Here is a 13,129-nt window from a genome sequence, read left to right on the forward strand (position 1 = left end):
CGGGGGGTTGTGTGTCCGCCCCTTCGACTACGCTCCCGACCATGCGCCGGTACTGCGTGGCGTCACGTTCACCTTCCCGCCCGCCGCGCTGGTCGTGCAGGGGGTACGGCGCCATGCTGATCCGAACCCTCGGCGGCGAGCACGCCGGGCGCAACGCGAGCAAGTGGCCGCCGGGCCGCGGCGCGGATGCCGGGCGTGGGGCGGGCGTGTGGTGTCCGACAAGCGGTAACGAGGGCGGCGGGCCGTACCACCGCCGACCAGACGGGGTCGAGGGGCCCGCCGATGCCGCCGCCCGCTGAACAAGGCGGCACCCGGGCCCGTCTCCGGCGCCGCCTCAGTCGCCTCCGCAGCCGCAGCCGCAGCCGCAGCGCCAGCGTCCTCAGCAGCGGCAGCGACCTCCCCAGCCGCACCAGCCGCCTCCTCGCGGGCAGCAGCCGCGTCCTCCGCAGACTCCGACGCCGCGACGGGAACGGGCCGGCCGGGGTGGCGCCGCTGGTGCGGGCGCAGTTGCGCGCCCACTGGGGCCGTGCGCTGGCGCTCGGTCTCGGCGTCGTCGCGGCGACGTCGGTGTTCACGGTGCTGACCGGGGCGTCGGAGATCGAGCGGCTGGAGCTGCGCGGCGAGGTGGCCGCCGCGCCGAGCCCGTACCACATCCTCGTCCGCCCGCCGGGCACCCGCAGCGACCTCGAGGCCGAGCGCGGCCTCGTCCGCCCCTATCAGCTGTCCGGCCAGTTCGGCGGCATCTCGATGTCCGACTACGACGCCATCCGGGCGCTCGGCGGCGTCGAGGTCGCGGCGCCGGTCGCGATGGTCGGCTACGTCATGAAGGCGACTCAGGTCGCGATCGACGTCGGGCCGAGGACGGACGCGGGCCGAGAGCTGCTGGTCGCCGACGTCGTCTACACCAGCGACCGCGGGCTGACGCGGATCGAGCAGCCGTCCGCCTCGTACTCGTACGTCACCCCGAACACCGTCGCGGTGGTCGGCCAGATCAACGCCGGCGGTGAGCCGTACGGCGAAGCCGAGACGATGCCGGACGGCTCCACGGTGCTGGTCTGCCCTTACCGCCAGTACGGCGACGACATCGCCGAATCGCCGGCCGCCGCGGCCCGCGAGCGCAGCCGCAAGTGCTGGACCACCCGCCCCGGCGGCGACCCCGCCACCCGCACCCTGCAGGCGCCGCAGCGGCGCACCGTCATGCTCGAGTGGTCGTTCCCGGTGCTGGTCGCCGCGGTCGATCCCGCGCAGGAGGCCGCGCTCGGCGGCGACGACGTGCCGGCGTCGCTGCGGGCGCTGGCCGGCCCCGCGCCCGCCACCGGCACCGGCACCGGCAGCCTTCCGGTCCCGGTCGTCGTCGCGGCCCAGCCGCACGTCGACGCCCAGGCCGAGGTGACGGTGCGCCGGCTGCCCGACGACGCGGCCGCGCGGTTCGCCGAGGGCCTGCCGCTGGACGAGATCGACGCGCTGCTCGCGACCCCCGGCCCGGTCGTCGGCACCGAGACCGTCACCGCCGACCGCGCCTACGAGGAGCTGATCGGGCAGGCGGCGGAGAGCCCGGTCGACATCCTCGTCGACAGCTTCTGGACGACCGAGCCGACGAGGTACGACGTCGGCGCCGGCGGGGTGCTGCGGCCGCGCACCGTCGACAACTCGGAAGACGCCTGGCGCTCGTCGGTGCGGGTCGAGGGCTACGTGCCGACGCCGCCGCTGGCCGCCGACACCGGGTTCCGCCGGGTCCGCCCGCACCCCGGCTCGGCGAACGCGCAGACCGGCGACCTGCTGCCGCACCTGGGCATCGTCGGCGTCTTCCAGCCCAGCGACTTCGAGGCCGCCGGGTTCGACGGCGCGCACGGCCTGCCCGCGGCCGACCAGCGCAGCACCGCGCTGCTCGGTGACCGCAACCTGCTCCCGTCCGGCAGCCCGGCCGCCTACCACCTGGGCCCGCCGACGGCGTTCATGCGGCTCTCCGACCTCGACACGTTCACCGGCTCGGGCATCGAGCTGGCCGACCCGGAGGCGCCGATCAGCGCGATCCGGGTCCAGGTCGCCGGCGTCACCGGCGTCAGCCCGGTCGAGCGCGAGCGGGTCCGGCTGGTCGCCGACCAGATCCGCCGTGCCACCGGCCTCGACGTCGACATCGTCCTCGGCAGCACCGCCACCGAGCAGACCGTCGAGCTGCCGCCCGGCGAGCACGGCCGACCGGCTCTGGCGGTCGCCGAGACCTGGATGCAACAGGGCGTCGTCGCCGCCGTCATGCAGGCCGTCGACCACAAGAGTGTGGCGCTGTTCGTGCTGGCCCTGGCCGTGAGCACGCTGTTCGTCGCGAACGTGTCGGCCGCGTCGGCGCGGTCGCGGCGCGGCGAGCTGGCGGTGTTGAGCCGCATCGGCTGGGGCCGCGGGATGCTGCTGCGGCTGCTGCTGGCGGAGGTGCTGCTGGTCGGCGGCGCCGCGGGCGTCGCCGGGGCGCTGGTCGCGGTGGCGACCGGCTGGATCACCGGCCTGGAGGTGACGTTGACGCGCGCCCTCGTCGCCGTGCCGGTGGCGGTGTTCGTCGCACTGGTGGCCGCGGCGTGGCCGGCGTGGCGGGCGTCGAAGCCGTCGATCGCGGGCATGCAGCAGCCGCGGGCCCTGCCCGGCCAGCGGCCGCCGGTCGTGCGCGGGGTGCGGTCGCTGGCGGTGGCCAACGTGGTCCGCTCGCCGGGACGGACGGGGCTCGGCGTGCTGTCGGTGGCCCTGGGGTGCGCCGCGCTGACGGCGCTGCTCGGCATCACGCTGGCGTTCAACGGCGCCGTCGTCGGGTCCGTGCTGGGCGACGCGGTCTCCGTCCGGGCCCGCGAGATCGACTACGTCGCCGTGCTGGTGACGATCCTGCTGTCCAGCGTCGCCGTCGCCGACGTCGTGTTCCTCAACGTGCGCGACCGCCGCGCCGAGCTCGCCGTCCTCCAGGCCGTCGGCTGGGGCGACGGCCGGGTGCGCCGGGTCGTGCTGGCCGAGGCCGCGCTGATCGGCTGCACCGGCGCCGTCTGCGGCACCGTCGCCGGGCTGGCCATCGCCGCCGGGCTGGCCGGCGAACTGCGCGCCGAGCTCCTGATCGCCGCCGCGACGACGGTGGTCGGCGGCACGCTGGTCCCGATCCTCGCCAGCCTCGTCCCGGTCGCCGCCCTGCGTCGCATGACCGTCGCGTCCACCCTGACCCGCGACGCCTAGGGGCGTCGAAAGGCCGGCGGAGGCTGCGCCCGCTCCGCGGTGGGTCGGAGGTGCCGGTGGGTCTGCGCGCGCGGCGCCGCACGGGCGAGCGCGGTGTGTGCCGGAAGGCGGGCGGGTGGCGGGTGCGGAACCGGCGTCAAGAGCGCACGCGGCACCGCACGGAGGGGCTGAAAGGGCCGGGGTGCGGCGCCGGGGTCGCGGTGTGTGCCGGAGGAGGGGGCGGTGGGTGCGGAGCCGGCGTCAAGAGCGCACGCGGCATGCTTCACCGCCGCGAAGCGGAGCCGGCGCAGCACCCACTGCCCCCTCCGACCTCACAGCGGAGCCTGCGCAGCACTCGCCGTCCCGGCGCAGCCCCGTCCGGGCCTCCGCACGGGCGCGACGGCCATGGTTCGTCCGGGGGAGCGGGTGCGGACACCTTCACGCCATGTCGGATTGGTCCGATGTGCGGGATCACGTGTTCTCATCGGAGGTTCCGCAGATGTCCGACACCCCAGCCGATCGTCCCGGCGTCGCCCGCCGCCGTCTCCTGCAGGGCGCCATCGCGGCGCCCGCCGCGCTCGCCGTCCCCGGACTCGTCGCCGGAGCGGGCGCGCCCACGGCCGCCGCCGCTCCCGTCGTCCCGCCCGCGCCGGGCGGGTTCGATCCGGACAGCCCGCGGTTCGCGCTCGCCGTCCTGCCGGACACTCAGTACCTCTTCGACGAGGACCGCTCCGACCCGGAGCCGCTGGCGACGACCTTCCGCTACCTCGCCGAGCAGCGCGGCCTCGCGAACGTCGCGTTCATGACGCACCTCGGCGACGTCACCGAGCACGGCACGCAGGACGAGATCGAGCTGGCCGGGCGGACGTTCGAGGCGATCGACGGCGTCGTGCCGTTCAGTGTGCTGGCCGGCAACCACGACGTCCCCGGCGGCAACGACCAGCGCGGCGACACCCCGTACCTGCGCGCCTTCGGCCCGTCCCGGTTCGCCGGCAGCGACACGTTCGGCGGCAGCTCGCCCGACGGCTACAACAGCTTCCACGTCATCCCGGCCGCCGGTCGCGAGTGGCTGGTCCTGGCGCTGGACTGGCGGGTCTCCGACGCCGGCCTGGCCTGGGCGCGCGGCGTCGTCGACGCGCACGCGCAGCTGCCCGCGATCGTCACCACCCACGACCTCGCCTACGCCGACGACGCGGGCGCGGCGACGCTGTCGGGCCACGGGCAGCGGCTGTGGGACGGGCTGATCCGCGGCAAGGACCAGATCGTCCTCGCGCTCGGCGGGCACTACTGGCCGCCCGGGCGCACCGTCCTCAGCAACGACGCCGGCCACGACGTGCACGTACACATCACCAACTACCAGGACCGCTACTACGGCGGCGCCGGCATGATCCGGCTGTATCAATTCGATCTGGTTCGTAACACAATCGACGTGGAGACGTTCGCGCCGTGGTTCCTGACCCGCGAGGCGGGGGAGCGGCCGCCGCTGGGCGCGGAGGTCATCGAGCTCACCGGCGACGTCGACCGGTTCAGCCTGCCGGTCGACTTCGCCGCGCGGTTCGCCGGCTTCGCACCGGACGAGCTGCCGCCGTCGAGGCCGCCGACCCGCGTGGTCGGGCGCGACACCGTCGCGTACTGGCGCTTCGACACCCTCGGGCTGCGCGGCCGGGTCGAGGAGGGCGTCACAGTGTCCGACGGCGCCGTCGCGCAGGACCTCACCCGCAAGGGCAACGACCTCGTCGTCCGGCGGCTGCACTCGGACGCGCCGGGCCTGCTCACTCGCTCGCTCGACCACCACGACGGCGCGCCCGCCCACGCCAGCCTCCGCTTCGACGGCGGCAAGTCGCCGGACCGCGGCGCGATCCTCGAGGCCGTCGCCGCCGCGCCGATCAATTCCGAGAAGTTCCTCGGCGGCTACACCATCGAACTGTTCGTCAAACTGCCCGAACCGTTCGAGGGCGACCACGCCTGGATGGGTGTGTTCAGCTGGCAGGGCCGGGCCGGCGACGCGGGCAAGACGGCCGGCTACTCGCCGCTCGAGCCGACCTGCAGCCTCAACGTGTCGCCCGAGCGCTTCCTGCAGTACGTCCTCTACCCGCACGTCGAGGACGCCTCGCCGACGTCGTGGAGCCACGCCCTCCCGATCGGCCGCTGGTTCCACGTCGCCGTGGTCAACGACGGGGAGCAGACGGTGGTGTGGGTCGAGGGCTCGCCGATCGCCCGCAACCCGAAGCAGCCGGCGCACGGCATCGCGACGCTCGGCCGTCCGTTCACGCTCGGCGCCACCGGCTGGGACCTCGGTTTCGGGCAGGGCTTCCACGGCTTCCTGGGCGACGTGCGGATCAGCCGGCGGGCACTGGAACCGGCGGAGTTCATGACGCCGTACCGCTGAAGGCCGGCCGTGGCGCGTCGCCGGAGAAATTTTCCGCGTCAACGGTGCAGGTGAGAGGGCAGATCGACGCCACTTGTACGCCTCTACTACAGACTGTGGACGTTTCGGTAGGTCACCATAGGGGCGTGGCGATCGATGAACGGACCACCACACGGACCCGGCGGCGTGCGATGTTCGGCAGCACACGCCGGGTCGTCGGTCTGCTGGCCGTGCTCGCGATCCTGGTGGTCGTGGGCGTCATCATCGTGCCCTCGGTGCTGCCGAACCTGATCACGTCCATGCGCCGCAATCCGTACGTCCCGCTGCTGGTCGCGATGTTCTGGATCATGGCGACGGTGGCGGCCATCGCCGGCAAGCGGGCCATCGCCTCCGGCTACCTGACGTGGTCCGGCGCGGCCACGGCGCACATCGGCGGCACCGTCGCCAACCGGGTCGTCCCGGCGGGCGTCGGCGCGGCCGGGGTGTTCGTCGCGGCCCTGCACCGCGGCGGCGCCTCGAACACGGCGGCCGCGGGCGTGGTGGCGCTGTGGGCGGTGGCGGGCGGGCTGGCGCACGGATCCGGCCTGCTGCTCGGCGTCGCCTGGCTGCGCGAGGGCTGGAGCGGGCTCCTGACGGTCGTCGTGGTGGCGACCGTGCTGGTGCTCGCGGTGCGCTTCCTGGTCCGCCGGCTGGCGGCGCGGCGGGCCGCGCGCCCCGTCACCGCGTCCGTCACGACGCTGCTGCCGAGCCGCCGGACCAAGCTGCAGCGGCTGAAGGCCACCGCCCGTGACGTCGTCGCGGCGGTGCGGGCCCGGCCGGTGCTCGCGCTGGCCGCGCTGGGCGCCCAGCTGGCCGCCGCGACCTGTCTGGCCACCGGCTTCGCGCTGGCGGCCGTCGGCTTCGGGGTCGAGATCAGCATCGGCGTCGGCATGGCCGCGTACCTCGCCGGCACGGCGCTGTCGGCCGCCACCCCGACCCCGGCCGGCATCGGCTCGGCCGAGACCGCGCTGATCGGCGCGCTCATGCTGGCCGGCGCCGGGCTCGGCGAGGCGCTGCCCGTCGTCTTCCTGTACCGCGCCGTCGTGCTGGTCGCGCCGGTGCTCGCGGCCGCCGTCATGGCGGCGGCCTGGGTGGTCGTCCGGCTGCTGGCCGCGGCCCGGGCGCGCCGCCGCACGGCCCGGGCGCCGCGGCCGCACGTGCCGCACGCCCTGCTGCCCGCCGTCGTCCTGGCCATCGAGCCCGACCCCGCCCCCGACGCCGCGGCTCCCTGAGTCACTCGCGCCGGAACGTCAGCGCCACCAGCACCGCCGTCGCCCCGATCGCGACGCTCGCCAGGAACGCGTGCGTCATGCCCGTCACCAGCACCTCCGCGGGCGCCGCGCCCGCCGCCGCGTCGCGAGTGGCCGCGCCGGCCACCGTCACCAGGATCGCCAGCCCGAGCGTCGCGCCGGTCTGCTGCATCGTCTGCAGCACGCCACCGGCCGCTCCGGCGTCGGCGGGCGGGACGCTGGTCATGATGACGACGTTCAGCGGCGCGAACGCCAGCCCCATGCCGAGGCCCATGAGCAGCATCGACGGCAGTAGCCCGGCCACGTAGCCGGTGTCGGCGCCGAGCCGCGTCAGCAGCGCGACGCCGGACGTCATCAGCAGCGCGCCGGTCACCGCCATCGGCTTCGGCCCGAACCGCGGCAGCAGCACCGGGATCAGCCGCGTCGTCGCGAACACCAGCGCCGCCATCGGCAGGAACGCGAGACCGGTGGTGAGCGCGCCGTAGCCGTGCACGTCCTGCAGATACTGGGTGAGGAAGAAGAACATCGACATGCCGGCCATCGGGCCGAGCAGGAAGTTGACGTACGCGGCGGCGCGGTTGCGGTCGGCGAACAGCCGCAGCGGCAGCAGCGGTTGCGCCGTCCGCGCCTCCACCAGGACGAACGTCGCCAGCAGCAGCGCGCCGGCCACGAGCGAGCCGGCGGTGACGCCGTCGCGCCAGCCGTCGGAGGCCGCGCGGATGAAGCCGTACACCACCGCGGCGATGCCGGCCGAGCCCGTCGCCGCGCCGAGCAGGTCCAGCCGCGCGGGGTGCCGCTCAGGCTCGCGCACGTGCCGCAGCGCCAGCACCACGATCAGGACGCCGAGCGGCACGTTGATGAACAGCACCGACCGCCACGACAGCCACTCCGTGAGCAGCCCGCCGGCGATCAGGCCGATCGCGAAGCCGGCGCTGGCCATGCCGGAGAACAGCGCGAGCGCGCGCATCCGGGCCCGCGGTTCGGTGAACGTCGTCGCCAGCAGCGCGAGCGTGCTCGGCCCGGCCATCGCGGCGCCGAGCCCCTGCGCGACGCGGGCGGCGACCAGCATGGCAGCGGAGTGGGCGAGCCCGCCGGCCAGTGACGCGAGGGTGAACACGACGACCCCCGCGACCAGCAGCCGGCGCCGTCCGAGCAGGTCGCCGGCGCGGCCGCCGAGCAGCAGCAGACCGCCGAAGACCAGCGTGTACGAGCTCATCACCCACGACAGCCCCGTGGCCGAGAAGCCGAGGTCGTCGCGGATGCGGGGGAGCGCCACGTTCATCACCGTGGCGTCGAGGACGATCATCAACTGGCAGGTCAGCAGCGCGACGAGGACCAGGCCGGGCCGCGTCCGGGCGGCGGTCTCCGGGCGGTCGGTGAGCAGGGTGGATCCAGGCACGACGGGGGCTCCCGGGGTCGAAAGACAAACGGAGAGAGTCTCCGCTTCTATCGGGAGCTAGCATATGGAGAGGATCTCCGGTTTTACAAGAGTATCCGGAGACATCGTCCGTTTCCACGACGAGGGGTGCCGATGACGACGTCCCGGCCCATGCGCGCCGACGCGCGCCGCAACCACGAGCGCATCGTCACGGCCGCGCGCGAGGCGTTCACCGAGCACGGTCCCGGCGCGCCCCTCGACGACATCGCCCGCCGCGCCGAGGTCGGCCCCGGCACCCTGTACCGCCACTTCACCGGCCGCGAGGCCCTCATCGAGGCGGTCTACCGCGCCGACGTCGAGCGCCTGTCGTCGCGGGCGGCGGAGCTGGCCGCCGAGCTCGCGCCGCTCGACGCCGTGACGTCCTGGCTGCGCGAGCAGGTCGCCTACGCGGCGCACAACCGCGGCCTCGGCGCCGCGCTCAAGGCGGCGATCGACCAGGACTCCGACACCTACGCCCTCTGCAAGCGGCTCATGCGCGACGCGGCGGCGACGGTCCTGGCGCCGGCGCAGTCGGCGGGCGTGGTGCGCGACGATCTGGAACCGCGCGACCTGCTCCTCCTCGGCCACGGCCTCGCCGTCGCCGCCGAGGCCGCGCCGGACTCCTTCGAGCGGCTGCTCTCCGTGACGGTGGCCGGCCTCCGCCCTGCGTGACGCACGACGGACGGTGTCGGCCGGCGGTTGGTCGGAGCCAACGGCCGATGTGCGTGTGACGGCCGACGAGCGAACTGTGACGGGTTGCCACCTGAGGCGCGGTGCCGCGGCTAGGGAAATCGGCAGCAGGGAACGGTGACGGTGCGGCGGACGGTGCGTTGGGTCACTGTCGCGCCGGCTGGACGCCGTGCCACGTTCGTCGGGTGTCACGGGTTCGTTGGGTGGGACGGTTCACTGTCGTGCGACCGCTCGTTGGATGGCGACGGTTCGCCGACGTGGCGACGTGAGCCGTCCCCTGACTGTCGGGCGCTTCACGCCGGCGTGACCGCTTGACCCGCAGGCACCCGGCCCCAAGGATGCGCAGCTGTCGGGGGAACGGGGGAAGGGCGGGCACAGCCAGCCCGAGTGTGGTGCGCCGGTCGGAGGAACCGTCGCCGCTGCCGCGCCGCCGCGGCAGCACCACGAATCCCTGGCCCGCCTCCGCCGCAACCGTAGCCGTCCGGGCGGCGGGGTCAGTCGCCGGTGGGAGGGAGGGGGAGGTCGGCCGAGACGGTGGTGCCGGCGCCGGGAGGGCTGGCGACGTCGAGGTGGCCGTCGATGCCGGCGAGGCGGTCGGCGAGGCCGGCGAGGCCGTGGCCCTTGCCGAGGTGCGCTCCGCCGCGGCCGTCGTCGGCGACCTGGACGTGCAGGGCGTCGCCGGCGCGGAGGACGGAGACGGAGCAGGCGGACGCGTCGGCATGCTTGGCCACGTTGGTGAGCGACTCCGTCACCACGAAGTAGGCCGCGTTCTCGACCGCCGGGGGCAGCCGCTCGCCGTCGAGGAGGTCGGTGTCGAGCGTCGTGGGGACGGGGCAGCGCGCGGTCGCGGCCGCCAGGGCGGCGGGCAGGCCGCGGTCGGTGAGGATGGGCGGGGCGATGCCGCGCGACACGGCACGCAGCTCGGCCAGTGCCTCCTTGGTCTGCTGCACGGCCTCCTCGACGAGGGGACGCGCGGCCTGCGGGTCGTCGTCGAAGCGGCGCTGGGCGGACTCGAGGTCCATGGTGAGCCGGACGAGGCGCTGCTGCGGCCCGTCGTGGATGTCGCGCTCGACCCGGCGCAGCATCTCGGCCTCGGCGGCGACGACGGACTGGCGGCTGCGGCTGAGCTGCTCGGTGCGCGCCCGCAGCGCCGCCGTCTCGTTCGTCAGCAGCCCCCACACCAGCGACGACTCGAGGACGGCCACCCCGCGCAGGATGTGCGCGAGCGCCAGCGGCAGCCCGCGGAACCCGCCGCCGCCGGCGATGACCCAGGACAGCGCGATCAGCGGCGACAAGCCGATGGTCAGCCCCAGCCACACCATCGTCACCGACCAGGTGAACACCCGCACCGGCAGGATCAGCACGCAGTAGAGCCAGTCGCGCCACGACTGGCGGTCGCGCAGCACCTCGAGCACGCGCGACAGCCCGCGCTCGCGAGCCGGCGCGTAGTACACCGGTCCGACCTCGCGCCGCTCCATCAGGCCGACCCGGGCCCGCTCGGCCCGGGCGAACCCGCGCGCCGTCAGCAGCGTCGCCATGAGGATGATCAGGCCGATGAACGCCAGCACGATCAGCCCGATGCCGAGGAAGAACCCGACGATCGCCAGCGTGAACGAGGCGATGGCGATGGGCAGGCCCGGCAGCAGGTAGCCGAGGTCACGGCCGATCTGCCGCCAGGTCACCCGGGGCCGGGTCGCGTCGTCGCTCATCGGGCGGTGCTCGCGGCCGGGATCGGGAGCTCGGCGCTGACGGTGGTGCCGCCGGCGGGCGGGCTGACGATGTCGAGGCGGCCGTCGACGCCGGCGAGGCGGTCGGCGAGACCGGCCAGGCCGTGGCCCTTGCCGAGGTGGGCGCCGCCGCGGCCGTCGTCGGCGATCTGGACGTGCAGGACGTCGTCGACCCGGACGACGGAGACCGCGCAGCGCGCCGCCTGCGAGTGCTTCGCCACGTTCGTCAGCGACTCGGTGACGACGAAGTAGGCGGCGTTCTCGATGGCCGACGGCAGCCGCTCGGCGAGGTCGGGGCCGACGTCGAGGGTGGTCGGGACGGGGCACCGGGCGGTGGCCGCGGCCAGGGCGGCCGGCAGGCCGCGGTCGGTGAGGATGGGCGGGGCGATGCCGCGGGACACGGCGCGCAGCTCGGCCAGCGCCTCCTTGGTCTGCGTGACGGCGCCCTCGAGCAGCGGCCGCGCGGCCTCGGGGTCGTCGTCGAACCGGCGCTGGGCGGACTCGAGGTCCATGGTGAGCCGTACGAGGCGCTGCTGCGGGCCGTCGTGGATGTCGCGCTCGACCCGGCGCAGGGTGTCGGCCTCGGCCTGCACGACCGCGGTACGGCTGCGGCTCAGCTCGTCGGCGCGGGCCCGCAGCGCCGCGTTCTCGTTCGTCAGCATGGCCCAGACCAGCGACGACTCGGTGAGCGCGAACGCACGCAGCAGGTAGGGCAGCGTGGCCAGGAAGACCAGGCCGATGGCGGTGTTCAGCGCGACGTCAGCCAGCCGGCCGTCGCCCAGGCCGATCAGCTCGGCCAGCGTGTCGCTCTCCTCGTTGTCGCGCGGCAGCGACCACTCCCACAGCGCGTACGTGGTGCCGCCCAGCGCGGCGGCCGTCCACGCGATGGTCATGCTCCAGGTGAAGCAGCGGATCGGCAGGATGAGGATGCCGAACCCCCACTCGCGCCAGGCCAGCGGGTCGCGCAGGAAGCTGAACAGCCGGGCCAGGCCCTTGCCGGACGCCGGACGGTGGTAGGCCGGGCCGACCGGGCGGTCCTCCATGAGCGCGACGCGCGCTCGTTCGGCGACGGCGAAACCGCGGGCGGCGCCGAACATGGCGATCCACACGATCAGCCCGAGGAAGGCCAGCACGAACAGCCCGAGGCCGAGGAAGAAGCCCGTCACCATGATCGTGAAGGAGGCGATGGCGATGGGGAGCCCCGGCAGCAGGTAGGCGAGGTCGCGGGGGACCTGCCGCCAGCCGGCCCTGGGCCGGTCGGTGATCTGCGTGTTCATGCCTCCAGCCTTCCGTGTGCTTGCAGGGTAGACGAGCCGGTCAGCCCGTGAGTTCGGGGTAGGGCTGTCCCCACCCGGCCGATGAGGCGCACCGCCGTCGCGAGCGCGGCGGCCGAGCAGAGCAGCCACCACGGCAGGTCAGACCGCCAGCGCGCGTCGAACGTCTCGGGCGGGACATACCCGGCGACGCGGACGGCGGCCGCGGCCACCAGCGCGACCGCGGGCAGCTGCCAGAGGTGGACGGTGACCAGGCGCGGCGCCAGCCAGGCCAGCCCGGCGGCCACCGGCGCGCCTGACGTCCACCGGTCGATCGGCGGCCGGGCCGCCAGCGCCAACCCCAGCTGCGCGGCGGTGCAGCCGAGCAGGACGGACGCGGACGGCAGCGCACCGGGGTCGCGGCCCGAGAACGCGGCCAGCACCAGGCCGCACGCGCCCGCCGTCGCGCCCGCCGCGGCCACCATCAGCGCGTGACGGGGACGCAGCCGGTCCAGCGCACCGGCCCGGACGAGCAGCCCGGCCTGGTACGCCGCCAGCCACACGGCCGCGACGACCGCCACCGGCGCCACGGCGAGGTCGGCCAGCAGCGCCGCGACGGCGATGGCCGCGAGCTCGGCGCCACGCCATCGGGCGTGCAGCCGCGCCAGCGCCGGCCGGAGCAGCGTCAGCGCCGCCAGGGCGGCCGGCAGCCACAGCAGCCGGGCCGCGCCGTCGATCAGCGGCAGCGCGACGACGGCGAACGGCAGCGCCGGCCGCGCGATCGCCGCCGGCCCGCCGCACCCCGCGATGCCGGCCGCGAACAGCGCGAGCGGCGCCGCGAGCACGAGGGCCGCCGCGGCCGCCGTCGTCACCCGGCCGGTCTGCGGATCGGTGACCGGCAGCACCCAGTGCAGGGCGGCGACGAGCGCCACCGCGGCCAGGCCGAGCACGGTCGCGAACCGGGCCGGCGGGGCGGTGGAGGGCACGGTTCCAGCCTGGTCGCCGGCGGCCGCCGGCACAGCGCGGCACGCTCCACTCTCGATGGTGGGGACAGCCCCACCATCGCCGCGGCGCTAACGGGCCGTGAAGACACCGGCCCACAGCCGCTAAGAGGCCGCTAACCACGCTCCGACCAGCACGTTCTGGTGGTTGTGTACCCATGCTGGCCCCGATCGGCGGGGCCTGAGCTTCCCTCAGGG

At 75.1% G+C, this 13,129-nt stretch carries 8 protein-coding genes; 4 read left to right on the forward strand and 4 right to left on the reverse strand.

Going from position 1 to position 13,129, the window contains the following annotated elements; all coding sequences use genetic code 11:
• The first annotated feature begins 282 nt into the window (after window positions 1-282).
• The 3 genes from BLU82_RS04580 to BLU82_RS04590 all read left to right on the forward strand — a co-directional run bounded on the left by BLU82_RS04580 (window position 283) and on the right by BLU82_RS04590 (window position 6,825).
• A complete protein-coding gene (locus BLU82_RS04580; protein ID WP_157740573.1) occupies window positions 283-3,207 on the forward strand; it encodes an FtsX-like permease family protein in 2,925 nt (974 codons plus the stop codon).
• 478 nt (window positions 3,208-3,685) lie between these two features.
• Complete coding sequence (locus BLU82_RS04585; RefSeq protein WP_092616221.1) at window positions 3,686-5,575, forward strand: LamG-like jellyroll fold domain-containing protein; 1,890 nt, start codon at window positions 3,686-3,688, stop codon at window positions 5,573-5,575.
• 125 nt (window positions 5,576-5,700) lie between these two features.
• A complete protein-coding gene (locus BLU82_RS04590) occupies window positions 5,701-6,825 on the forward strand; it encodes a lysylphosphatidylglycerol synthase domain-containing protein (RefSeq protein ID WP_157740575.1) in 1,125 nt (374 codons plus the stop codon).
• 1 nt (window position 6,826) lies between these two features.
• Here the strand turns inward: BLU82_RS04590 and BLU82_RS04595 are convergent, their stop codons facing one another.
• The gene (locus tag BLU82_RS04595; RefSeq protein ID WP_197682739.1) at window positions 6,827-8,242 is read right to left on the reverse strand and encodes an MFS transporter; all 1,416 of its coding nucleotides are present in this window, start codon (window positions 8,240-8,242) and stop codon (window positions 6,827-6,829) included.
• 132 nt (window positions 8,243-8,374) lie between these two features.
• Between BLU82_RS04595 and BLU82_RS04600 the strand changes: the two genes are divergently transcribed.
• Window positions 8,375-8,932, forward strand: a complete 558-nt coding sequence (locus BLU82_RS04600) for a TetR/AcrR family transcriptional regulator (protein ID WP_092616225.1) — start codon at window positions 8,375-8,377, stop codon at window positions 8,930-8,932.
• Window positions 8,933-9,444: 512 nt separating this feature from the next.
• On the opposite strand, the gene BLU82_RS04605 is transcribed toward BLU82_RS04600, so the two are convergent.
• From BLU82_RS04605 to BLU82_RS04615, 3 genes are read right to left on the reverse strand one after another with little or no spacing between them, the layout of a single operon-like run.
• Complete coding sequence (locus BLU82_RS04605) at window positions 9,445-10,659, reverse strand: sensor histidine kinase (RefSeq protein WP_092616227.1); 1,215 nt, start codon at window positions 10,657-10,659, stop codon at window positions 9,445-9,447.
• Window positions 10,656-11,954, reverse strand: a complete 1,299-nt coding sequence (locus tag BLU82_RS04610; protein ID WP_092616229.1) for a sensor domain-containing protein — start codon at window positions 11,952-11,954, stop codon at window positions 10,656-10,658. The genes BLU82_RS04605 and BLU82_RS04610 overlap by 4 nt, the downstream gene beginning before the upstream one ends.
• Complete coding sequence (locus BLU82_RS04615; protein WP_157740577.1) at window positions 11,951-12,916, reverse strand: hypothetical protein; 966 nt, start codon at window positions 12,914-12,916, stop codon at window positions 11,951-11,953. The genes BLU82_RS04610 and BLU82_RS04615 overlap by 4 nt, the downstream gene beginning before the upstream one ends.
• Window positions 12,917-13,129: the final 213 nt, after the last annotated feature.

Origin of the sequence: Jiangella sp. DSM 45060 (assembly GCF_900105175.1) — a bacterium.
Taxonomy (GTDB): Bacteria; Actinomycetota; Actinomycetes; order Jiangellales; family Jiangellaceae; genus Jiangella.

Bases quoted from the DNA above. Each gene is read 5' to 3' on its own strand.
- BLU82_RS04580 (WP_157740573.1), top strand. From the start codon at position 283: ATGCCGCCGCCCGCTGAACAAGGCGGCACCCGGGCCCGTCTCCGGCGC.
- BLU82_RS04585 (WP_092616221.1), top strand. From the start codon at position 3,686: ATGTCCGACACCCCAGCCGATCGTCCCGGCGTCGCCCGCCGCCGTCTC.
- BLU82_RS04600 (WP_092616225.1), top strand. From the start codon at position 8,375: ATGACGACGTCCCGGCCCATGCGCGCCGACGCGCGCCGCAACCACGAG.
- BLU82_RS04605 (WP_092616227.1), bottom strand. From the start codon at position 10,659: ATGAGCGACGACGCGACCCGGCCCCGGGTGACCTGGCGGCAGATCGGC.
- BLU82_RS04610 (WP_092616229.1), bottom strand. From the start codon at position 11,954: ATGAACACGCAGATCACCGACCGGCCCAGGGCCGGCTGGCGGCAGGTC.